The sequence below is a fragment of the Bradyrhizobium sp. CFUWI genome, from assembly GCF_056429085.1.
On record NZ_JBWJZE010000032.1, the window covers coordinates 21,825 to 41,187 of the forward strand.

Sequence of the window (19,363 nt, forward strand, 5' to 3'; positions counted from 1 at the left end):
GCGGGCGTGGCGGGGACAGCGCCTGACGCCGCGCGGCCGAACGGCGCCGAGTTGCGCCCGCACTACCGGCGATCTAGGATACGATAAGCTTCACGGACACTCAGGGAGGGAAAGGAGATTGTCCGGTTGAATTCCGTCCACTGTTGTCTTGATGTACTTGTGTCGGCCGTCGGTGGCGACGATGACCTCGACGGTGACGCCTGATTGTTCGACGTAGTACTCCCACTCGCGGCTTTCGAGGTCTCGGATAGTCTTCTTAACGGATAGCTTCCATCGCGTTCCGTCTGAATTTACCCCGCCGACATTTTTGATTCTCTCGTGTGCGTTTCGCCTGTCAGTCTTGTTTATGCAACGAATGCGCAGGCGTTTGGGCATGCGGGTGTCTCCCATCTATGCAAGCTGTCGGACCAGCTTAGAGAATGGTCGAGGAGGATGAACCGGCCGATTCTGGTAGGTGCCCTGGTTACTTGTCTGCGCCATTTTCTGGTGGCGCCTGGAGAATGTGACCCTCTCACGAGCAAAGGTAGCCAGCCTGGGGCCGCGCTGGCTACCACCGCTTGCGACCACCCTACAAGGTGCTACCGGCCAACGGATACACACGTTCGAGCGGCACATCACCTCGCTGCGGCTTGCGGTGCTTGCAGCCAATCAGGCCCCGGCGGCCGATCAGTCTTTGAGCCTGGCAGATCGCCAAGTCGCGACTTTTGATGCTGAGGACGCCCAGGAAGTGTTAGGCATACTCGATTGCGTGAAACTCGCCCCGGGGCGGAGGAGGCACGGAAGATCGCTGCTCGCATACGCGCGCTTCTAGAGGGGACGAGGTGAGCTCGATCTTCTTTCTGTTCTTTGGCGCTCCTCTTTCATCAGCGTGGATCACTGTCAAAGTCAAAGCTGGATACCGCGACTGCTTGCCTATCGGTGGCAAAATACGGATTTTACGATACCGGATTTCAAGAACAGCCTGGTGTGGATTGCCTTTGCTATCCTGGACTTCGATCCGGTGGAGACCTTTGCTTATCCATGAACGTCTTTGGCTCGATACCGATTGCGCATTGCGAACCGGCCGAACGCTGGCCTTGCAGGCCGCGGCGATCAGCCGGTACGACAGCGAGGGGAATTGGCCTGCCCTCGGTCGCCGGGACTGACGTTATCACACCGCGAATCACGCAAGGACTCGGGAGCAATTCATTAGGTTGAGTGATGTCGCAAATAGCACTCGAACTTTGACCCCGTCACTACGAATGACTGCTTTTAGAATCACCACGTGTTTCCGTCGCCGCGGCAGCTATTTGGTAGCTAACGGCCATTTGCTTCGCGCAAGACTACAATAAGCTATTGATTTCGCTGGTACAGTTGGGTGGGTTCGAACCACCGACCTCCTGAGACAGGCGGTTACATGCATTCCGGGAATCCTTGGAGAATGCTGAGTGAGTCTCCCACGCACCGCCCACCAAGGCGCATCATCGAGGCAGTCATGTTTACCCCGCCGATCGGCCCGGCGTCGGCGCGCGAACTCCTGTCCTTGTCCGAAGATACATGGGGCATCCTTCGGGATCGGCTAACGGACGGCGCCCGTGGCCGCCAGGACGGGTTAACAGCTAGGTGCCTGCGCTGCGAAAGTCGTGTCTTTATCCAGACAAGAAAGCAGGGCGAGCGCGGGCTTCCCTATTTTGTGCACTACAGAGGCGAGATCCTAGCTGCCCATGGCACCACGATCACTTTCGATCGACGAGGCGCGAGCAGCCCAGTACCAGGGCCACCAGGAATCCCACACCCATCGGATGCTCTGCGAACGTTTGACGAGCTCGCCAAGGCCGACGTGCGTTATGTCCGCAGTACAGTCGCGCAGTACCTACCGCCAACAGAGAACAGCTTTGGCAGGTATCCCGACGTGTATATCGAATGCAAGGCCTTGCACCGTTGCGATCGAAATCCAGCTCTCGAATACCTTCCAAACGGAAATCTCCGCCCGCTGCCCACCATTATGAGCGTGAAGGGGGCAACCTGATCTGGGTGCTCTATGGAGTCGATCCGACGACCGATGATATCCCGCAAAGTTTTCGCGACGTATTCCGCCGGCACCGCGGCAATGCATTTGTCTTAGACCACGAAGGGGTCCAGGCATCCCACGAAAAAGACGATCGTCCTGAAATGCTATTTGAAGGACGGCGAGGACGCGTACAAGCCGCCGAAACTGGTTCGGATCGACGCGCTGACGTTTCGAGGGAAAGGCCTTCCTTCTCTCGAAGAGCGAATAACAGCCAATCTTAAGGCGGAGATCGGCGCGCAAAGAGCGTCTTGGTTCAAGGCGCTTGAGCCTTACCGCGACAATTGGGAATGGACTATCGTCCGCGCACCAGCGGTCAAACATGCGATCGCGGCCTTAAGCCATCGCTTTGGAGTCATCTCCTCGTATGGTCCCGGCGAAGCAGAAGAGATCGCCGTCTGATCGCCATCGTCTTTACCGTGATATCGGCCGCAAACGGGCACTTCCGAAACTATGCAACGCGGCACGACAATATCCGCGCCATGCTAAACACGCTCTTGAATAGCGTGGAGGAGATGCAGCGCTACGCTCTCCTGATCGAATCCTTCTCAGCCATAGTAATCAACACGGCCTCTTGAACGGCAAGGTTGGCGAACATATCGAGCGTGCCAAGGCGGCCGCGGAAGGTAATCTCTGCCTCGAGGGCGAGCCCGAATGGCAGATCATGGCTCATCTCGTGCCCAGAGGTGTTCAATCGCATCACCCGCGAGGAGATGGCATATTTGGATGAACTTCCGGCTTGCGCATCCGGGGCAACGTAAGGCCCGTGGCCCGGTCTTTTTGGACGGTCCCGGTACCAAACCGCCTCGCTTACCTGCGATGCAGAATTTAAGATGAGCGCTATGCCGATCGCGATTCGCGACGGCTGTATGGCAATGTGGCTTCAACGAATGACTCACATGCAAAATCCATCCGCTGGCAGCGCAACTGCGCAAGCCTGAAGAAGCTTTTATGAGCTGCTGTTCGAGAACATGCGCTCCAGGGGGCAGCATCTCCCGATTGTCCTTTATGAAGGCATGATTTGGGACGGTCGCGCGCGACTTAGGCCATGGTTGGTACCCCTACGTCGACAGGAACTCTGCAAAGCTTCCGCCTGGCATGGCAATCCATGTCACAAGCCCGAAGGCCATGATCATTCTTGGTCCTGATCGGCGTTCGAATGGTTCCTCGGCGCTAGTGTCCTGAACCAGAAGTTCGCAACATCGCGTCGCGTTGTACCGGGGCATTGTAACGGCAGAAGCGCTCGATGGAAGCAAGGATGTCGTCGGCTGACTTGGTCCACCAGAACGGCTTGGGATCAGCGTTATGTCGTTCGATGAACGAGGCGATGTCCGCCCTGAGGGCGGCTACGCTGCGATAGACGCCGCGCCTGATCTTCTTATCGGTAGGAAGCGCGAAGAAGTGCTCGAGCTGATTGAGCCATGACGAACTGGTCGGGGTCAGGTGCACATGCCAGCGCGGCCGTTTAGCCAGCCATTTCTGGATCAGCGGGGTTTTGTGGGTGGCGTAGTTGTCCATGACGAGATGGACGTCGAGTTGGCGCGGCACAGCGGCCTCGATCTCGTCCAAGAACTTGCGGAACTCGGCGGCACGGTGCCGTCCGTAGCACTTGCCGATAACCCGTCCGGTCGCAATGTCGAGGGCGGCGAACAGCGAGGTGGTGCCGTGTCTTTTGTAATCGTGGCTCCTTCGGGCCGGCTGGCCGGGACGCATCGGCAACATCGGCTGACTGCGGTCCAGCGCCTGGATTTGAGACTTTTCGTCTACACACAGCACGATGGCGTGTGCCGGCGGCGAGACGTAAAGACCAACAACGTCGTGCACTTTGGCCACGAAGTTCGGATCGATCGAGAGCTTGAATGACTCCAGCCGGTGCGGCTGGAGTCCGAAGGCCCGCCAGATACGTTGCACCGTCGACACCGACAAGCCGCTGGCCTTTGCCATACCGCGAGAACTCCAATGAGTGGCGTTTTCGGGGCAGCTTTCCAGCGTCCTCACGATCACGGCTTCGATGCGACCATCGTCAATGGTGCGCGGTGCCCCCGAGCACGGCTCATCGTGCAGCCCGGCCACGCGCTGCTCCACAAAGCGCCGCCGCCATTTGCCTACCGTCCCCCGCTCTAGGCCCAGCTTGGCCGCGTTTCCTTGTTCTGACCGCCTTCCGCGCAGGTCAGCACGATCCGGGCTCTCAGAGCCAGCGCCTGGGCCGTCTTTCGCCGCATTGTCAGCGACTGAAGCTCAGCACGCTCATCATCGCTCAATATCAGGGGTGCAAGTCGCTGGGCCGCTATCAGATCCTCCGTCACTGTTGCAGCCGCCTCTCTGGCACAGCGACGCGAATCTAACGCGAATCTACGATTGCGAACTTGTGACTCGGGCCACTAGATGGGAGCCAGCAACTCGATCTGGAGATCATCAAGCGCAAGTTCGCCAATATGATCGACATCCTGACTTACGATGACTTACTGCGACGGTTGGACAACATCATCGCATCACTACAGCGCCGGTCTACGGCTCGGCTCTCTGGTGAGGTGGATGAAAGCGACGGGACTAAATTAAGGGCTTGAGCGGCGGCTGCTAGAGCGTAACAGCTCAACGGCGCCGCCCATCGCTACCATCAAATCCCGCAGACGCGGGGCTTGCGACCGCGGCAGCGCGATCGCCAGAAGACGCTGCGCCCTTGATGCACCGACGTAGATTTTGCGAGCTTCTTCGTTGTCGCCCGCAGCGGCACCGGCCAGAGAATCGATGATGCCCTTCGCAGTGCTCGGCGACATCACTACGCAGATCCCGGGAAACTCCATACCTTTCACGCTATGGATTGTCCGTGCCGGGTGGCCCGATGCAGGCGCGACTAACAACACCTTCTCCAACTCACCATTGCGACGAAGCCGCTGATTGATGGATGGGCCGTCGGCCGGAAGCAGCGGTGCGAGCAGCCTGCGCGCCTCGTCGTGCCATGCATCGGCCGTGGCAAACCGCCCGGAAAAGCGGAGCGCCTGAGCCAAAGCGACTGCTTCTGGCCGCCACGCGTCGGGGGCCCCGTTAGCGTCCGCGAGATGCTGGTGATAAGTCTTTCCGCGCATCTGGACGGTGTCTGGGATGCGGCGCCGCTGGAGACGGAGCTGCTCAACCAGGCGGACCGACTCAACAGCTGAAGGAGGAGCTTGGACTTGATCACTTCGAAGGGCGATCATGGCAAGGCCTTCATCGCCACGCCTGATGACAATGATTGCCTACGCCTTCCTGCAACATCGTTGCCTCGCATACGCGGAGCGGAAAAACAAGAATCAACGGGCCTCCGCCTCAGCCAACCATGCCAGCCGTACGTCACGCCATCGTCGATCTCATCCTTCGGCCGCCGCCTCAGCAGTGCCCATATTGCCGGAAGGAAATCCTTGAAAAACAGCGGCGAAAACACAATCTGCCAAAGTAGTGCTAGGTGTTTAGTCCCGGCATTTGCTGGAGCGGATTAAGTTTGAATCGTTCCGGCTGGGAAGTCCAGCATTTGCAGATATATTCGTAAGGCGTGAGGCCCTTCAGGGTCTTCAGCCGTCGAGCGTAGTTGTAGGCGTTGATGAAGTCGGCGAGATGAGCTTCGAGCTGATCGTGTCGATCGTAATGGTAGCGTTGGACGGTCGCTTCCTTGATCGTGCGGTTCATGCGCTCGACCTGGCCATTGGTCCAGGGATGCTTGATCTTGGTCAGCCGATGTTCGATGCCATTTTCTTGGCAGCGCATATCGAACATATGTGTCACGTATCGTGCTGTCGGGCCGTCCGCGTAGCGCGGCGGGAAAGTGAACTGGATCCCATTGTCGGTGAGAACCGTGTGGATCTTGTAGGGGACAGCCGCGATCAGAGCTTCGAGGAAGGCCGAGGCGGAGGTCCTTCCCGTCTTCCTGACCAGTTGCACGAAGGCGAACTTGCTGGTGCGATCGATGGCGACGTAGAGGTAGAGCTTGCCTTCAGCGGTCTGGAGCTCGGCAATGTCGATGTGGAAGTAGCCGATCGGGTAAGCTTTGAACTTTTTCTTCGGAGGCTTGCTGCCTTCGACCCCCGGCAATCGGCTGATGCCGTGGCGCTGGAGACAGCGATGCAGGGATGATCGCGTCAGATGCGGGATGGTCGGCTGGAGCGCATAGAGGCAATCGTCGAGCGGCAATAGCGTATGCCGCCGGAAAGCGACGATGATCGCCTCCTCCTCGATGGAAAGCACTGTCGACTTGGTGTCCCTGGGGCCTGTCGGGATATCGGCGACAGTCTTGCGCTCCTTCCACTTCGCGACAGTTTTCTGGTTGATCCCGTAGCGCTTGGCGAGCGCCCTCAGGCTCTCTTGACTATTTTGTATTGCTCGACGGACTGCCTCCGTCGTGGTGGCGCAGCCGTGTAAAACTTGTCCCATAGCGCATCCTTCGAATCGTGCGATAAGAATGCACCATCAAAGCCTGGGACTAAACACCTAATGTTCCCCGCTTTAGCATGCTCTTTATCCGAGCGCGCGAGATATCCGATTTCGTGCAGCTCGCAAAGTTGCCGCACCCAATTCCTAGCGCCGTCGTCGAGGATAAAAATCCGAAGCCGTGGATAGCGGATTTGCGTCGCGCCAATGATAGTGCGTTCGAGCACTTCCGACGGCTCGTTGTAAGTCGTGATAAAAACGTCCACTCGCGGCGCTTCTCCAGGCAGCCACCATTCGGAGTACTGGTCTGCTTCTGTCGACCGCTCTTTCACCCGCGACAGTATGAAAAACGCGATGGTAGAGGAAAGCATCGTCAGAGCTTCGAGGATGGCGAATCCCCAACTGAACAGCGCGTCCGCAGTCCAGTCGAGCGGTGCCAGCGTTTCGGTGAAGCGCCAAACCATATAACGCCAAGACAGTACGGCAGCCGCCCCCAGGAGAAGAGCGCGCCAATACCACTTCATCGGATTGAGCAACGGAAAGACGGTAAGGCGAAGCCCAATTATGAAGGCAGCGCCTGCGAAGGCAGCAACGAGTGGGGACAGCAGAAGCATCAGAGTCCGTACCGCGTTATAAAGCGACGGAATTGTGCGATTGGGCCAGCTGTGAAGATGACGCGTCCAGTGCGTCCACTCGCGCAGCCGAGATCTGCCTCTCCTGCAAGATCCGGAACTGTCACTGTGACATCAAAGCGCTGGAGATGTTGCGCACTTGGACCCACAGCAAGATTGGTGTAGAGCGAGGCCGCACCGGATCCGCCAAGGCGGGTTATGGTTCCATTGAAAATACGATCATCTCGAAACAACCGAAATTGCACGGCCGTTCCCACCGAGAGGCCGTCGTAGAGAGATTCGCTGACGCCCGCAGTGACGATCAGTGTACTGCAGTCTGCGATCTTGACGAGATCCTGGCCGCGCCGCGCGTATTGGCCATCGTCTATTAGTATGTCCCAGACTAGACCAACGACGCTGGCATTAAGGGTAGCGAAGCTCAAATTATTGACACGAAGACGCTCGGCATCGATTTGCCGGCCGAGCTGTACAATACGTGCTTTCACCTGCTCCTTGTCGACATTTAGCTCGCCCAGCCGCTGCTCGAGCTCTCGGATACGTTGGGCCGAGGAGGGAGCGTCGTTATAGGACTCCCCGATGAAGACGCCGTCGCGAGCAGACGTAAGTTCCGTCTCTAAATATCTCACTCGCTGCTGCGCACTCTCCAGTTCTTGCTGCGCTACGTCGTAAGTTGCGCGAGCGCGATCCAAATTCGCCGCCGTCTGTACACCACGCGTGCTTAGTTCGTTTGCTCGCTTGAATTCTGCGTCCGCTTGACGAAGGCGTGTGGCCGCAGCGTCTTGAGCTGCTTTCGTTTCGGCAATTCGAGCCTCAATCTGCCGAACCCTTCCGCGCTGGTAATCAGTTGATTGAACATCGAAGCGAGACATGGATGCGGACAATGCCTCTCGCTGGCCAACGAGACGGTTGAGCTCGATCTGCTGGTTCGTGCGATCGCGATCAAGCTCAAGAAGCCTCGCGGTATCGAAGCGTTGGTCGTTGATTTCTGCTACGAGCTCGCCGGGGCTAATGCGCGCGCCGATGCTCTTTACGGCAAGCGTTACCTCTCCTTCGATCGGGGCGCGAACGATGTAGAGCCGAGCATTGAGTGTAGCATCCGCCGATGTTCCAGCGAAGTGCTCACCAATAATAACGTACAATGCCACTGCCAACAGGGCCAAGCCGACGATTGCACGTACGAGCCTCATAAGGACATTCCAACTGCATTTATGACGGGAAGGTCGCGCAGCGTATTTCTGAGCAGCCTACGGTCCAATCGTTTTCGCCTAAGCTGCCCACCGCCCTGCTTTGGATTGCCAAGTCCGGCGCCGCTCGGATGCGAGTGTTAGCGGCTCAGCGTCATGATCAGACTAACAGGCTGGTAAAGAATAGCTTCGTGATCTCAGCGGCGGGAGGATCCGTATCGTCAGAAGTGAAAACGTTCATGAATTCATTCCTGCAGTTCCAGCAGCGCCAGAGATCTTGGACCTTCCGCGCACCGATGCGTTCATGCCACTCGAGGTGGACCAATGCAGAGCCACATTGAGGGCAGTTTTTGTGACGTGCTATTGAGACCGATTCCATGTGGCAGCTCGTGTCATTGCGCCAAAGGGCCACAGCCGAAGAAGCGTTAGTGTAGCCGCCACTTCGTAGGCGGCTCCCGTGGATGCACTTCTCTGTTCAAACCCTGTGCCAACTGCGACAAGCTTGATCAGTAAGGAATATTGTTTCACGGAAGTGCACCAGACCGACTGCATGTCGGAAATCGGACAGTCTTTGTCATGTTCTAACGTACGGTCGCAAATCGGATTAAGTCTCGCGATGGAAGCCTTGGGGGATCGTTTGGTGCTGAGTAATGCGGCCTGGGAGGTTTGGCTGATCATAAACGACCTGATCAGGAGGCCTCCCACCTGAAGGGGACCAGCGGATGCCCGTGGAAGTGTGAGTTGGATCGCGTGCGTCGGGCTTCGCCGTTACCCTGCCCGTCCTTCGCGCCTGCGCCACCCAGCGTATCGCGCTCGACGCGCCCACTCGAAAGTGCGCCGCTGCCGCTCGACGGTAAGGCCGTATGTCCGCCTCTTCCAGTGAGGTGGCTCGCCCTACACTGCGCGTCCGAGGGTTACTCGGGCGTACCGAGCCGATCCTCATCACAGGAGGACGAGCCGTGGCAGATTATAGGGAAGCATTTGTCGGAATCGACGTCGCGAAGCTGAAAAACGCCATCGCGATCGCGGAAACAGGCCGGGAAGGAGAGGTTCGTTTCTTCGGTGAGGTCGACGCGTCGGCGACCGGCATGCGCCGGGTCGTTGAACGGATCGCCAGCCGGTTTGGTGGTGTGCATTTCTGTTACGAGGCCGGTCCGACTGGCTATGGCCTTTATCGGCTGATCCGGTCGCTCGGCCATGAATGCACCGTGGTTGCGCCATCGCTGATCCCGAGGAAGCCTGGCGATCGCGTGAAGACAAACCGCCGGGACGCTGTTTCTCTCGCCCGGCTGCTGCGCGCCGGCGAGTTAACGGCGGTGTGGGTTCCCGATGAAAGCCACGAAGCGATGCGAGATCTCGTCCGCGCCCGGGCGGCGGCGGTTGAGGCGCTGCGGGTCCACCGCCAGCAGGTGAGCGCCTTCATGCTCAAGCATGGCCGCACCTATCCCCGCAAGAAGGGATGGACGATGCGCTATCTGCGTTGGCTTCAGGAACAGCAGTTCGATCATCCCGCGCATCAGATCGCGCTGCAAGAAATGGTCGAAGCAGTTCGCATCGCCAAGGAGCGGGTCGAACGTCTGGAGCGCACGATCGAAGAGTTCGTCTCGGCCTGGTCCTTGGAGCCACTCGTGCGGGCGCTTCAAACACTGCGAGGTGTCGATCTAATCGTCGCGGTGACATTTGCCACCGAGGTTGGTGACGTGAGCCGTTTTGAGACCTCACGTCAGCTCATGGGCTATCTTGGCCTAGTGCCGGGCGAGCGATCGACCGGGGAGACGGTCAGGCGTGGCAGCATCACTAAGAGCCTGACTCAAAATTGCATTGCTGTTTTTATCGCTGCGATGCGCCTTGTCATGAGTTGGACAGAGGCGAGGAAGAGCCAGGCAGTTGCGCTTTCGATGGTTCGCTCGAAGTCCTTGGCCAATCTGCGGTTGCGGCCGAGCCAGGCGAAGGTTCGTTCGACCACCCAGCGGCGCGGAAGCACCTCGAAGCCCTGTGCGGCATCGGAGCGCTTGATGATCTCGATAGTCCACCGGCCGATCTTTTCCAGCACCGCCTTGAGCTTTTCGCCGGCATAGCCGCCATCGGCGAAGATATGGCGCAGCCAGGGGAAGCGGTAGCGAATGCTGCACAGGACATCTGGCGCGCCATCGCGATCCTGGACGTCGGCAGCGTGAACGATCGCTCCGACCAGGAGCCCTTGGGTGTCGGTGACGATGTGGCGCTTTCGACCCTTGATCTTCTTTCCCGCGTCGTAGCCGCGAGGGCCGCCACTTTCCGTGGTCTTGACCGATTGGCTGTCGATCACGCCGGCCGTCGGCGAGGCCTCCCGGCCGATCGCCTCGCGCGCCAGCATCAGGAGTGCGTGGTCAGCGCGTCAGTGAGGAGCGGTCGAACACCAGCCGGTGCTGGAAGAACTCTTCGCCGCAAAGCAGCTGATAGTAGGGATTTTCGACCCAGCGCTCGCACAACCCTTCGTCCGAGAGGTCGTGCATGTGCTTGAGGATGGCGAGCCCAACCATCAAGCGGGTCGGCAATGGCGGCCTGCCGGGATCATCGTCATAGACCGCGCCGAACCGGTCTTCGAGGAACCGCCAGTCGATCGAGCCCGACAGTCTGACCAGCGCATGGTCCGGATCGACGATTTGATCGAGCCTCGCCTTGAACAGATCGTTCTGTCCGCTCTCCCGCCGCGCCTTCGGCCGCATTGCAATTGCCCGTCGTTGATTAGCCCGCCGCGACAGAATCACAGCGATCGCCCAAGAGCAATTTGCAAGAAACTGCGGGCTCACCCGCCGAAATCCTGCGAACAGAACCATGTCTGTTCGCCAAAAATCGATTCTCTCTCAACGGCTTGCGTGTTCTTCACAACCGACCACATGCTAGACCGGTGATTGGCGCGAGGTTTGGAAGAGTCATTGCGAACATCGACGCAGAACTGGAGCGACGCGCTTACGATAGTCACTGACAGAGCGGCACCTGAGATAGTGCCGGCAGGCAGAACTAACCGGTGCCTCGATGAGGCGACCTGAGCGGAACAATCGGAACGCCACTACTTGGAATAACCTTCAACCCAATGCGCGTGCTGGCGGCGCTCCAACTTCGTACAGTCTCGTTTGTTAGACAAGTCACAGCCAATTCATTCCAGGATCTCACAACACGTTCCCAACTCTCTTTCCGAGCCGGGAGAAGCGCGAGCATCCTCTGCGCCTTGCGCGAAGCCGCGAACTTCCCGCTGCGCTTCGCTTCTTTAAGAATTTTGCAAACTAGCTCCTCAGTTCGCTTCCACCCTGCTTCCATCATTCTATCATCGACAAAGCTACCGAAGCATATTCGAAAGGATAAGGCACGGTCTGCGGCGATGTATGATGGTAGGCCCGGCTCGTTCAGCCACCGATGAAGAGCTTCGAGCTGGTCCGATCCGCCTAGCGTGAGAGCATCAGACCGCTCAAATATATAAAATGCCGCGAAGCCAGCGACCTCAAGCTGCATGTCCAACTCTAGCGATTCCAGCCAATTGGCAATTGCTTTTAGCGGAGACATTGCTCTGCTCTCCATACTGCCAGTTGTGATTGGGCCGGCGACTGGCATAAGGTCAGCTCGAGAGCGACTCTTGCCCGGAGAACACGAGCAGTCAACTACAAGAATCTGCAGGTGACGCAAATCAGAACCGTCCGCTCAAAGCGCTTCTTGGAGCAGGAGAGAAGCAATCGCAGTGGTGCGCGGCACGTCGGGCCTCACCGCGACGGGCAGCGTGGAAACTGAAGGGATCTGTTGGGAAGAACTGCAAGCACCCACGAGGATTGGTTGGCGCAATCTAAGATCGCATTATGTAAATGCCGCTTGCTGACTGAACGAGATTCGATTTTTGAGGTAATTGAGCATCACCGCAAGCTGCGCGCGCAAGTCGATGCCGCGGCCTCCATATCCGCAAAACTGGTCGAGGGGCCAGAGTTTGATGCCGCCGACGCGATCAGCGAGCAAAAGAGGTTGGCTCTCGAGGAGTACGCAGACGTGCTCATTCACTCTAAACCGACCGCGCTTGCGGGCGTCATCGCTCTGAACCGCTGCGTCGCAAGGCTACCAGCTTGGCAGCTGTCTGACGACTATGATTGGCATTAGTCGGTTCTGAACGCTAGCTGACGCCCTGGACGGGTACTGTCCAGAATGTTTCGCACTTTTGATCAGGCGACGGCTCCGGTTTCAGAGAGTTGTGGCTGATAGAGCGGTCGCATGTTCATGTAGCATTTGGTCGACCACGCCGTTCCGGCAATGTGCCGCAGCCGGGCCGCCGCCAAGTTGAGACAGGATTGACCGTCGGGGAAGGCGCCGACGACACGGGTTCGTCGCCGGATCTCCTTCATGATGCGCTCGAGCGGATTGTTCGTTCGAATCTTCCGCCAATGGATGTCCGGAAAGGCATAGTAGGCGAGCGTTTCGTGAACCGCCTGCTCGACGAGATCAGCAGCTTTGGCCATACGGCTTGCCCGCAGATCCGCGATGACGGTCCTGGCTTTCTCGTCGGCCGCGGCGCGGCTCTCCTGGGCATGAATGGCCTTGAGCATGTGGCTCACCTCGCGGACCCGGGTCGACGGCACGTGGCTGAAGACATTGCGATAAAAATGCACCATGCAGCGTTGATAGCGGGCCTCCGGCAGATAATCCGCAACGCTTTCGATAAGACCTCGGCACGCATCGGAAACAACCAACTGCACGCCCTCGAGACCGCGATCGACGAGATGCCGCAGAAACGATGACCAGCCGGATTTGTCCTCCTTGGCGCCCTCACAGATGCCGAGGATCTGATCCGTTCTTCGAGGCGGCGGAGATTCGCCCAGATGATCCGAGCCAACTTGTTGGCGACGGCGATAGCGACGACCATGGGCCGACGCCGCTCAAGCAGAGCTTCGATCCAGCCACCTCCAACTCGGGACCGTGCCTTTGGATACCGAACGACGTTGCGTGCCCCGATGACAAGCAAGTGCCTGAGATAGGAGTCGCCCTGCTTCGTTATGCGGCCGAGCCGGTCCTTCCCGCCGGTGGAATTCTGCTTAGGCGTCAGGCCCAGCCAAGCCGCGAATTCTCGCCCGGAGCGGAACATGGTCGGGTCCGGCACCGTCGCGGCGAGCGCCGTGGCCGTTATGGGACCAACGCCGGGAATCGAGGGCAGCAACTTCGCCATCGGATTTACTCTCTGCATCTGAGCCAGCTCACGCTCGATAGCGTCGACCTGCCGGTCCAATTCCTTCAGTTGGTTCACAAGAACATCCAGCGCCATACGGGCAGTGGCAGGTAGCGCGAGTTCCTCGTCATCCAACAAATCCACAAGACTATCCACCCTTTGCCGGCCCTGTCCGACAATAATTCCGAACTCCGCAAAGTGAGTTCGAATGGCGCAGGCCGTCATGGTTCTCTGGCGGACCAGCAGGCGTCTTGCACGATGAAGCATTAAGAAGCCTTGGTTCTCCACGCTCTTGATGGGAACAAATCTCATATTGGGGCGGCTAACTGCTTCACAGATTGCGGCCGCATCAGCGGCATCGTTCTTTGCTCCCCGCCGCACATAGGGCTTCACATATGCGGGCGGTATTAATCTCACGTTATGTCCAAACCGCTGAATCGCGCGCGCCCAGTAATGGGCGGTGGCGCAGGCTTCTATCCCAACCAGGCAGGGCGACAGGAGGAGAAGAAGGAGACGATCTCACCGCGCCGGAGGCGTTGGCGGCTGATCACTTGACCTTGAGTGTCAACCGCATGAACGTGAAATACGTGCTTCGAAATATCCAACCCAATTGTCACGACTTCCATGATGATTGCTCCTGTTAGGTACAGATATCGCCAGCATAGCGCCAGCGCCGAGGGAGCGGGGCCGTCTTCCCCATCAATGGCCGGCTCCGAGACGAATTGTTGAACGAGACGCTGTTCACCTCGCTGGCCCAGGCCAGGATCGAACTCCGACATTGGCGGGCCGACTACAACCGCGCATCAGAACACCCATTTGTCTATGTTGTTGAAGAGAAGAGACTTTGTTGATCGGGATGCGATCCTGCGGGGTATCTTGGGTTCTGCCGCGCTCGTTCGGTGATGGATGTGGCGGCATCCGTGGTCAAGGCCGCGCGCGCGAAGATCCATGGCCCATCCGGCAGAGGGTGGACGGCTTCGATCTGACCAGCTTCTGCGGCCAAGCGCAGCGTCTTGGATGCGACCTTGAGAAGCCTGGCGGCGTCGGAGAGATTGAGCCATGGCTCGACGCTATCCTCGGCCCGCCGGAAGACGGGTATCCGATGATAAGATCGCGTGGTTGTGACGCGCTCACGGGTCCAACGGTTGCCGTTGCCCGTCTTGAGGCCGTTGCGGTTGAGCAGGCCCGCAATCAGGTCGTCGCTGGCGATCAGCACCAGTTGCCGGATGGCTGCGATGATGTCACCGGAGGTGCTGTTACGCTGCCCCCGTCGACGCTTCGGCAGCCGCATCTCGCTGTGAGCGCCGCCCGCCCAATGCACGACAAGAACGATCTCGGACGCTTCGTCATCGATATCGGCAACGACCTCGTGGATCAGCGTACGGACGATGCGCTTCTTCAGCCGCGCATCGATGGTCGGCCCTGACCAGATTGACTTGAGGTCTGAGGCCAGCACGCTGAGCATCGTTGGATCGATCGCTGTCGGTGCGGTCGTCGCATCATGCGCGGCAATCTTGCTCTCTACCTCGGCGACGCGGGCAAGCGAGCGATTCCAGCGCGTCTCAAGCTCCGCGGCAACCAGGCGATTTGCCGGATCCGCCGTGTCATATTGCCGGAAGGCGCGATCGGCGGCGTAACGGGCCGCTTCGAGATCACGGCCGAGCGCTTCGCGAACTTGATCCCTCTGATGTCTGGCTTGGGCTGCGGCGGCCGTAGCCGCCGCAACGGCGCCGGGTCCGACAACGCCGAGCAGTGCCCCTTCGATCGCATCATCGACGCGCAAGCCACCGAACGCGATGCAGCGCGGTTCGCCGTTGTCCATCCAGCCGCGCGAGCAGCTGTAACGGGGGATGTGATGCTTCATACCGCTGTAGCGCAGCGTCAGCTTGCGGCCACAACGCCGGCTGCGGATGAGCCCAGCGAGCAGCGCCTCGCCATGCTTGGGCGCGCCATGATGCCGGCTCGTGGGCACGTTACTGGAGACCATTGTACGGATCGCTTCGAACCTCTCCCAGTTCACATAGCCTTCGTGGGCGTCCGGCTTGAGGACGAGCCACTCGGCGCGCGCCTTCCGCCGGATCTTCGCGCCTGCGCCATGGACGCCGTACCCCGTCGCTACGGCTGTTCTACCATAGGCGTAGGCTCCGCCGTAGACCGGGTTCTCGACCATCCTGTGGAGAGTCGCGTAGCTGGGCCGCCGCCAGGCTGTGTCGCCGTTCGGCTGCTTCACCGGTAGGTCGAGGCCGTGCTCATGGAACCACAGCAGCGCCTGCTGCGCGGTCCCGAGTTCCTCGATCTTGTCGAAGACGAGCGTAACGGCGTCCTGCACACGCCGGTCCGGATCCTTCTCGTAGCGATCACCGACCTTCACAAAACCGACTGGCGTGGCCGCAATCAGTTCGCCACGGCTGGCCTTCTCGTAGCGTGCCGAGAGCGAGCGTTGTCGCAAAAGGTCCAGCTCATACTCGTTGAGGCTCCCCTTCAGCCCGAGAAGCAGTCGGTCGTTGCCATGCCGCGGAACATAGACAGCTTCCTGGTCAACCAGCACCGTGTCGACGACGCGACACATCTCGATCAGCTGTTGCCAATCCCGGCTATTGCGGGCAAAGCGCGAGACCTCCCGCGCACAGACCGCGCCGACCTTGCCGAGGCAGACCTCGGCCACCATCCGCTCGAAGCCCGCGCGCTGGACGCCGCCGGCAGCGGAACGCCCAAGATCATCGTCGATCACCTCGATCTTGGACCACCCCAGCGCCGTCAATCGGTCGCGCATCGCGTATTGCAACGCGCTGCTCTCACGATTGTGCAGAACCTGATGGGCGGAGGACTGGCGCACATAGAGGATCGCCTTGCGCTCGAGATGGTGAGGGCGGACCTTGTCACTGATCATGACCGTCTTCCCTCTTCGCGAGCATTGCGCTTACTCGTGCATGGTCCAGCACCAGCTGCGTCATCAAGTTCACCAGCGCATCCTGCGCCTCCTTCGGCAGCTCCCGCCATTCCGGTACACCGACGGCGCCGTGCGCTATGCCACCCGTGAACAGGTCCATCTGATGCACGCCGAACCGCCGGTTGCGCCGAACCGGGTTCGCCGATATCGCCGTCCTGCTTGCCATGAGCCTCTCCCCGATTCTGATCGTGAGAGACTCCGCATGCACCGGAAAGCGGTTCATTCAATGATGATGTCGCGCTCTTGACCGCCGAATCGACAAGCGACGACAACGCGTTGAGCCCTTCAGGCTGACAAACGGCTCTGCCGTTAGGCTGCCACCGCGAGCACATGCCGCGCGGTCGAACATCCAGGATGGGATCTCCAGAAAACGCTGCGTCTCCGATCCATCCAGCGTGCAGCGGAAAACAACGCCGTCCGCCTTGTCGATCACACCATGGACGAAAACCTCGCGGCCTACCCAAGGGTGATGCCGGTACAGAACCTCACGGCATACGGTCCCTTGGGCGTTCTCAAGCCTTGTTGTACAACGAGGAGCGGCCCCATGGAGCCATCGGCAATCGGCCGCCGATTTTGCTGCAAAATCACGCCGGCGCCACCAGCCCGCCAACGTGACCAAGGCGCAAAACTCTAGTTCTGGGTGGTCCAAAGTTCGGTCTCGCTACACTCTGTTAGCAGAGGATTGAGCATAGCGTCTCATAGGAAATGTTACCGCCGCATACCACGACGGCAACGTTCTGGCCAGCGTATCGCTCTGCCGTCTTCAGATAGCCGGCTACCGCTACTCCTGCGGCTCCTTCGATTGCCATCCTGTGGCCAGCGAGCACGAGCCGAATAGCGTCCGCGATTTCGTTTTCCTGAACCAGGACGCACTCGTCTATGAGATCTCTGGCGTAACTGAAAGTGATGGCCTCACTTTCGATGCCGCCCGCAGTGCCGTCCGACAATGTAGGGTTCTCGGACACATCGACTATTTTTCCAGCCTTTAACGCAAGATACAATGCCGGGGAATTCTCAGGCCAGCAGCCGACGATCCGGAGGTCAGGATGGCGGGGCTTGAGATAACTAGCGATGCCGCTGATAAGGCCGCCGCCACCGACCGATACGAACACTGCGTCTAGCTTAGGGCATTGCCGCTCAAGTTCAATGCCAATAGTGCCCTGACCCACGATAACGTCTAAGTCATTATAGGGTGAGATGTATGCCCGATGTTGGACGACCGCGACTTCGCGCGCGTGTGCTTCGGAGGTAACCGCATCCGCGCCGAAAAACTGCAGCTTGACGGATTTGTACTGCTCAAGAGCGATGATCTTGGATTTCGAGGCAGTCGTGGGCAGAAATATGGTCCCGCGTGCCTTTAGCGCGGAAAGGCTGTAGGCGACGCCTAGTCCATGGTTCCCCGTTGACGAGGCGATGACGCCGCGGGCGAGATCGTCTTTGGAGAGGGACAGGATTTTGTTGAGAGCGCCGCGGACCTTGAAAGATCCCGTGTGCTGAAGGTTCTCGTACTTGAGCCATACCTCCCCTCCCCCGGACAAAGCCGAAAGAATAGGGGAATGGTCGACGAAAGTCTCCCTCACGAGTGATCTGATGCGAGCTTCAGCCGCAACTATGCGGCCAACAAGGCTTGCGCCAGCGCCCTCAGGCATGCCCTTCTATCCACCACCAGTTCACCGCAACGTTCAGGCCGTGCGATCGAAGATAGTGCCACCACCCCTCCGGAATGTAAAGAATATCGCCACGACACAATACGCATTCGAAAGGCCGCGCGTTCAACAATCTCGGAAACCGATCGAGATCTGGAAGGCGAAGATTTAAACGACTAAAGTGACGATACTTAGGATGGTCGTTATATGGGTAGAGGTTCCTGCGATCCGCCGGCGGGAACAAGGTAATATGCTTACGACCGTTTATCATTGCATACAGGTTATCGTAGGAATCGTAATGCAGCTTCGAGGCGTTACGGCCAATGCCCATCCATAAGTATGGAGGCCTCATGATCTTCGCGAGTGGGGCGAACGGCGGACGAACGACATCACCCACAAGTTCAGGGAGATACCGCAACGCATCAATCTGGGCGAGGTAATAGGTCGTTTGACTTGCCGCGTCGCCATAGAGCAGATAATCGACGAAGCGGCCAAACGTCGAGTGGGTTTGATCTTTACCAATTCGCTCTGGCACAGCGAACTCTTTATCCGGAGAGAATTCGATGGGCACACGCCTATGGCCTGCTGCTGCCTTTAAGTAGCCGGAGGTCCAACGTTCGATAGCCCCCAGGGTCAATGCCGCGCCTTTGATGACGACCGGAAGCGCCGGACGCACAAATCGCCGATGAAATTCCTCTGCACTCGGAGTAGCGATGCTATCGATCGATTGCGCGGTCTCCAGCCACGCTCTGTTAACCACCGACGGATTCATGATAACTCCTAAATTTGAACTCCGTCGCATCGAGCGGAGGAGTTTCGTCTGACTTTAGCTGTGCTGCTTAAGGTCCCGCCTATAAAGGATATCCTGGTTCAACTCTTCCGTGGTGTAGTGACCTCTAGAAACGATTACTATCGTGGTCCTCCTCGATCATGCGAAGCAACGGCCGGCACATCGATTCTGGCGGTGAGAAGGATTCGCTTAGTCGTCTCGATGCGATGGCGGACGAAGTATTCCTTATCGAGATATGCGGTCGGATCTCCAAATTCAGGAGGAATCCGACTCGCTTCTCGGATGGAGTGAGCACTGCACTACTTCACAATTCTAGACCGCCTGGAAGTCGCGCCACCATCGGGCGGCCACCGTTCCCAGCTCACGCGCCGATCGCGCGGCCATTTCACTCCCTTCGTCGCGTCACGAGCGCGCCGCACGATCGGCGAGCTCGGCCCGCAGCTCTTCGTCGCGCAGGGAGCGCGCTGCACGATCGGCCCGCAGTTCCTCATCTCGCAACGAGCGCGCCGCACGATCGGCGAGCTCGGCCCG

At 58.8% G+C, this 19,363-nt stretch carries 13 protein-coding genes and 7 pseudogenes; 5 read left to right on the forward strand and 15 right to left on the reverse strand.

The features are described from left to right. Nucleotides 1–90 precede the first annotated feature (90 nt). Nucleotides 91–375 (reverse strand): DUF3892 domain-containing protein, encoded by a 285-nt coding sequence (locus tag AC066S_RS35530; protein ID WP_235884911.1) that lies wholly within the window; start codon nucleotides 373–375, stop codon nucleotides 91–93. A gap of 1,783 nt (nucleotides 376–2,158) precedes the next feature. Between AC066S_RS35530 and AC066S_RS35535 the strand changes: the two genes are divergently transcribed. Continuing rightward, nucleotides 2,159–2,449: a hypothetical protein gene (locus tag AC066S_RS35535; RefSeq protein ID WP_126261830.1), complete on the forward strand. Its 291-nt coding sequence runs from the start codon at nucleotides 2,159–2,161 to the stop codon at nucleotides 2,447–2,449. 121 nt (nucleotides 2,450–2,570) lie between these two features. Here AC066S_RS35535 and AC066S_RS35540 read toward each other — a convergent pair whose 3' ends face one another. The 3 genes and pseudogenes from AC066S_RS35540 to AC066S_RS35550 form a co-directional block, all read right to left on the reverse strand. Further along, nucleotides 2,571–2,720 carry a hypothetical protein gene (locus AC066S_RS35540; protein ID WP_164719105.1) on the reverse strand — a complete coding sequence of 50 codons (150 nt, stop codon included), beginning with the start codon at nucleotides 2,718–2,720 and terminating at the stop codon, nucleotides 2,571–2,573. A 500-nt stretch (nucleotides 2,721–3,220) separates the two neighbouring features. Beyond that, a pseudogene (locus AC066S_RS35545) lies at nucleotides 3,221–4,338 on the reverse strand (IS630 family transposase). A 264-nt stretch (nucleotides 4,339–4,602) separates the two neighbouring features. Then, nucleotides 4,603–5,244, reverse strand: coding sequence for a 3'-5' exonuclease (locus AC066S_RS35550; RefSeq protein WP_126262139.1), 642 nt, complete (start codon nucleotides 5,242–5,244; stop codon nucleotides 4,603–4,605). Here AC066S_RS35550 and AC066S_RS35555 point away from each other — a divergent pair. After that, nucleotides 5,196–5,449, forward strand: a pseudogene (locus AC066S_RS35555) (IS701 family transposase); the annotation flags it as partial. The gene AC066S_RS35550 and the pseudogene AC066S_RS35555 overlap by 49 nt on opposite strands. Nucleotides 5,450–5,485: 36 nt before the next feature. Here AC066S_RS35555 and AC066S_RS35560 read toward each other — a convergent pair. The 3 genes from AC066S_RS35560 to AC066S_RS35570 are packed head-to-tail and all read right to left on the reverse strand — an operon-like array spanning nucleotide 5,486 to nucleotide 8,240. Beyond that, entirely contained in the window at nucleotides 5,486–6,451 is a 966-nt protein-coding gene (locus tag AC066S_RS35560; RefSeq protein WP_126262138.1) for an IS481 family transposase, read from the reverse strand. Further along, nucleotides 6,373–7,062, reverse strand: coding sequence for a glycosyltransferase family protein (locus AC066S_RS35565; protein WP_235884912.1), 690 nt, complete (start codon nucleotides 7,060–7,062; stop codon nucleotides 6,373–6,375). The genes AC066S_RS35560 and AC066S_RS35565 overlap by 79 nt, the downstream gene beginning before the upstream one ends. Next, the gene (locus AC066S_RS35570) at nucleotides 7,062–8,240 is read right to left on the reverse strand and encodes an HlyD family secretion protein (RefSeq protein ID WP_164719153.1); all 1,179 of its coding nucleotides are present in this window, start codon (nucleotides 8,238–8,240) and stop codon (nucleotides 7,062–7,064) included. Before AC066S_RS35570 ends, AC066S_RS35565 begins: the two co-directional genes overlap by 1 nt. An 887-nt stretch (nucleotides 8,241–9,127) precedes the next feature. On the opposite strand from AC066S_RS35570, the pseudogene AC066S_RS35575 reads away from it, so the two are divergent. Next, nucleotides 9,128–10,078, forward strand: a pseudogene (locus AC066S_RS35575) (IS110 family RNA-guided transposase); the annotation flags it as partial. Here the strand turns inward: AC066S_RS35575 and AC066S_RS35580 are convergent. After that, nucleotides 10,075–10,635 (reverse strand): annotated as a pseudogene (locus AC066S_RS35580) (IS5 family transposase); the annotation flags it as partial. The pseudogenes AC066S_RS35575 and AC066S_RS35580 overlap by 4 nt on opposite strands. 1 nt (nucleotide 10,636) lies before the next feature. Further along, nucleotides 10,637–10,972 (reverse strand): annotated as a pseudogene (locus tag AC066S_RS35585) (transposase); the annotation flags it as partial. A 1,099-nt stretch (nucleotides 10,973–12,071) separates the two neighbouring features. Here AC066S_RS35585 and AC066S_RS35590 point away from each other — a divergent pair. Beyond that, nucleotides 12,072–12,386, forward strand: a complete 315-nt coding sequence (locus tag AC066S_RS35590) for a hypothetical protein (protein ID WP_245481536.1) — start codon at nucleotides 12,072–12,074, stop codon at nucleotides 12,384–12,386. Between the two features lie 62 nt (nucleotides 12,387–12,448). Here AC066S_RS35590 and AC066S_RS35595 read toward each other — a convergent pair whose 3' ends face one another. Continuing rightward, nucleotides 12,449–13,102 (reverse strand): IS256 family transposase, encoded by a 654-nt coding sequence (locus AC066S_RS35595; RefSeq protein ID WP_478271806.1) that lies wholly within the window; start codon nucleotides 13,100–13,102, stop codon nucleotides 12,449–12,451. Further along, nucleotides 13,084–14,072: pseudogene (locus AC066S_RS35600) on the reverse strand (IS110 family RNA-guided transposase); the annotation flags it as partial. The pseudogene AC066S_RS35600 and the gene AC066S_RS35595, both read right to left, overlap by 19 nt. Before the next feature lie 75 nt (nucleotides 14,073–14,147). On the opposite strand from AC066S_RS35600, the pseudogene AC066S_RS35605 reads away from it, so the two are divergent. Further along, a pseudogene (locus AC066S_RS35605) lies at nucleotides 14,148–14,258 on the forward strand (integrase core domain-containing protein); the annotation flags it as partial. Nucleotides 14,259–14,266: 8 nt separating this feature from the next. Here AC066S_RS35605 and AC066S_RS35610 read toward each other — a convergent pair. The 4 genes from AC066S_RS35610 to AC066S_RS35625 form a co-directional block, all read right to left on the reverse strand. Further along, the gene (locus AC066S_RS35610) at nucleotides 14,267–16,336 is read right to left on the reverse strand and encodes a recombinase family protein (RefSeq protein WP_135167580.1); all 2,070 of its coding nucleotides are present in this window, start codon (nucleotides 16,334–16,336) and stop codon (nucleotides 14,267–14,269) included. Then, nucleotides 16,326–16,562 (reverse strand): hypothetical protein, encoded by a 237-nt coding sequence (locus AC066S_RS35615; protein ID WP_126262223.1) that lies wholly within the window; start codon nucleotides 16,560–16,562, stop codon nucleotides 16,326–16,328. The genes AC066S_RS35610 and AC066S_RS35615 overlap by 11 nt, the downstream gene beginning before the upstream one ends. 505 nt (nucleotides 16,563–17,067) lie before the next feature. After that, entirely contained in the window at nucleotides 17,068–18,045 is a 978-nt protein-coding gene (locus tag AC066S_RS35620) for a threonine/serine dehydratase (RefSeq protein WP_126262224.1), read from the reverse strand. After that, nucleotides 18,038–18,814 carry a cupin-like domain-containing protein gene (locus AC066S_RS35625; protein ID WP_164719166.1) on the reverse strand — a complete coding sequence of 259 codons (777 nt, stop codon included), beginning with the start codon at nucleotides 18,812–18,814 and terminating at the stop codon, nucleotides 18,038–18,040. Before AC066S_RS35625 ends, AC066S_RS35620 begins: the two co-directional genes overlap by 8 nt. Nucleotides 18,815–19,363 lie beyond the last annotated feature (549 nt).

What these genes read in the sequence shown, in the direction of transcription:
- AC066S_RS35530 (WP_235884911.1), bottom strand. Translation starts at nt 375, where the DNA reads ATGCCCAAACGCCTGCGCATTCGTTGCATAAACAAGACTGACAGGCGA.
- AC066S_RS35540 (WP_164719105.1), bottom strand. Translation starts at nt 2,720, where the DNA reads ATGAGCCATGATCTGCCATTCGGGCTCGCCCTCGAGGCAGAGATTACC.
- AC066S_RS35550 (WP_126262139.1), bottom strand. Translation starts at nt 5,244, where the DNA reads ATGATCGCCCTTCGAAGTGATCAAGTCCAAGCTCCTCCTTCAGCTGTT.
- AC066S_RS35560 (WP_126262138.1), bottom strand. Translation starts at nt 6,451, where the DNA reads ATGGGACAAGTTTTACACGGCTGCGCCACCACGACGGAGGCAGTCCGT.
- AC066S_RS35565 (WP_235884912.1), bottom strand. Translation starts at nt 7,062, where the DNA reads ATGCTTCTGCTGTCCCCACTCGTTGCTGCCTTCGCAGGCGCTGCCTTC.
- AC066S_RS35610 (WP_135167580.1), bottom strand. Translation starts at nt 16,336, where the DNA reads ATGATCAGTGACAAGGTCCGCCCTCACCATCTCGAGCGCAAGGCGATC.
- AC066S_RS35615 (WP_126262223.1), bottom strand. Translation starts at nt 16,562, where the DNA reads ATGGCAAGCAGGACGGCGATATCGGCGAACCCGGTTCGGCGCAACCGG.
- AC066S_RS35620 (WP_126262224.1), bottom strand. Translation starts at nt 18,045, where the DNA reads ATGCCTGAGGGCGCTGGCGCAAGCCTTGTTGGCCGCATAGTTGCGGCT.
- AC066S_RS35625 (WP_164719166.1), bottom strand. Translation starts at nt 18,814, where the DNA reads ATGAATCCGTCGGTGGTTAACAGAGCGTGGCTGGAGACCGCGCAATCG.